2 protein-coding genes and 1 tRNA gene are annotated in these 2372 nt (G+C 59.7%); 2 read left to right on the top strand and 1 reads right to left on the bottom strand.

Annotated elements, in window-relative coordinates; genetic code table 11:
• Window positions 1–193 precede the first annotated feature (193 nt).
• Window positions 194–267, top strand: a tRNA-Gln gene (locus HQL98_16235).
• 92 nt (window positions 268–359) lie between these two features.
• A complete protein-coding gene (locus HQL98_16230; protein MBF0273592.1) occupies window positions 360–959 on the top strand; it encodes a DedA family protein in 600 nt (199 codons plus the stop codon).
• 219 nt (window positions 960–1178) lie between these two features.
• On the opposite strand, the gene HQL98_16225 is transcribed toward HQL98_16230, so the two are convergent.
• Window positions 1179–2372 (bottom strand): hypothetical protein (locus HQL98_16225; GenBank protein ID MBF0273591.1); only part of this gene is annotated, 1194 nt, incomplete at its 5' end.

Raw genomic sequence — 2372 nt, 5'->3', positions numbered from 1 at the left:
TCAACGTGGAAGTGGAAATGACCCCCCGGCTCTATCTCAAAACCGGCGTGGACGCCAAGTCCAACGGCGACATCGGCGTGCAGTGGAAAAAGGACTATTGATCCCGGGGAAAGGCTTCCACCCCCGGATCTTTCAGAAAATCCCCTTGACGGGGAGTCCGCAATTGAGGAATAATGGCCGGAGTTGACTGCATTGGCGGATCGTCTAACGGTAGGATAGAGGATTCTGACTCCTCCAGTCTAGGTTCGAATCCTAGTCCGCCAGCCACCTGACTTTATGTCAGCGATCTTGAATCTTGCACCCCCTGGCCATCGCGCCAACCGACTCCCCTGTAGCACACACCCCGCAAGGAGCTTCGCATGGGCGAACGTGTCACCAATCTGTTGCTCGAATGGATGGGACAGTTGGACTATTGGGCCATTTTCGTGCTCATGGCCGCCGAAAGTTCCATTTTTCCCGTGCCCTCGGAACTGGTCATGATCCCGGCTGGTTATCTGGTCTCCACGCAAAAACTCACCTGGGGGGGATCGATCCTGGCTTCGAGCCTGGGGAGCATCGCCGGATCCCTGGGCAGTTATTATCTGGCCATGTGGCTGGGACGCCCCATCATCGCCCGTTTCGGACGCTTTTTGCTCATCACCGACAAACACCTGCAACAAACCGAAGCTTTCTTCGCCAAACACGGAGAAATCTCGATTTTCACGGGACGTTTCCTGCCCGGTGTGCGCCATCTCATCTCCATGCCCGCCGGGGTGGGCCGCATGCGACTGCCGCCCTTCATTCTTTACACCTTCATGGGTGCCACGCTCTGGAACATCGTCTTGTTGATCTTCGGCTTCGTCATCGGCGAAAATACCGCATGGGTCAAACAGCACACCCTGTGGTTGGTGATCGCTGCCGCCGGATTCGCCCTGCTGTTGATCGGTGGATACCTGATCTGGCAAAAACGTCGCGCCTGAATGAAATATTATTGAAAAAAAAGTGAGGGTCTGGGAGATTCTTCTCCCAGGGTTTTGCTTTTTTGCTTTTTTTCTTTTTTGGGGGAAGCGCGTCGCTGCGCGAAAGTCCAAATCAAGACCTTGGGGGCTTCGTCCCCAAACCCCTACCGGGGACCGTGCCGGTCCCCGACCCCCTGCGATGACTCACGAAAAATCACGCGTGCGTTGCCACTCCCCACTTCAGGAAATGGTCCAACCCACCCGGGCCGCCCGCAACGCCTGACTGCTCTGATTCAGCCCCTCGGTCAATTGACCGGAGAGCCGAATGGTCTCGTGCAGGGTTTCCACATGATCCATGGCCTGGAGCATCATTTTTTGCACCTGGGCCGAAGCCCGGAACATCTCCTCGGCCACGGCGCGCATGGATTCGGACCGCTCCCGCGCGCCATCGCTCTCCGAGGCGACCCGTTCGGCGTGAGTGGCCATCACCGTGGAAGAGTGGGCCACATTCTGGGTGCCGGAAGCCGCCTCCTGGGCGCGTCGCGCCACCTCCTCGGAAGCCAAACCCAACTCCCCGGAATTGCGGGTCACCTGCCGGGCCGACTCCGCCACCGCATCCATGGACTGACCGATCTCCGCCACCGCCTGACGCTGATGGGCCACGGACTCGGCAATCGCCTCGTTGCCATCATTGATCCGATCGATCAAGGATCCCATTTGACGGATGGCATCCACCACCCGCCGGGTCCGGTCCTGAATATCTCCGGTCTTCTCCTCGATCAAACGGGTGGCGTCCGCCGTCTGACGGGCCAGTTCCTTGACCTCTCCGGCCACCACGGCAAATCCCTTGCCGCTCTCCCCGGCCCCCGCCGCCTCGATGGCCGCGTTCAAAGCCAGCATGTGGGTCTGATCGGCAATGGAATGAATCAGATTGACCACCTCGACAATCTCATCCGAAGAGACCGCCAACCCCTCGATGGAACTCAAGGTCTCGCTGGCAGAACGGTCGGCCAACACCGCGATCCCTTCCGCCGTGTCACACCGCTCCTTGATCCGGTCCGACAAGGCATTCACATCCGCCACCCGTTCCGCCACCCGAGCCACGGACGATGAAACTTCCTCCAGATGCACATTGACTTCGGCCAGATTGGCGGTCATCTGCTCGGCGGCGGCGGCCATGGCGTTCACGTTGGTGCTGGCCAACTCGGTGGCGTTGGCACTCGACGCGACATTCTCCGCCAAATCCTCCGCCGCCTTGGAGACCTGATCGATCCGCGCCACCGCCGCATCGATATCCCGCTTCAAGTGGGCCAGTTCGGAATCCAGACGATTGTTCTCCTCCACCACCTCTCCCGACAGGACATGGGTGGCGCTCGACTCCCGATCCAGATCCTGACGCAACGCGACAAAACGGGCCGACAATCCCTCCACCGC

It is taken from the genome of Magnetococcales bacterium (genome assembly GCA_015231755.1).
GTDB lineage: Bacteria > Pseudomonadota > Magnetococcia > Magnetococcales > Magnetaquicoccaceae > Magnetaquiglobus.
Note: the sequence above shows the minus strand (reverse complement) of the source record. Positions and strands in the feature narration are given on the sequence as shown.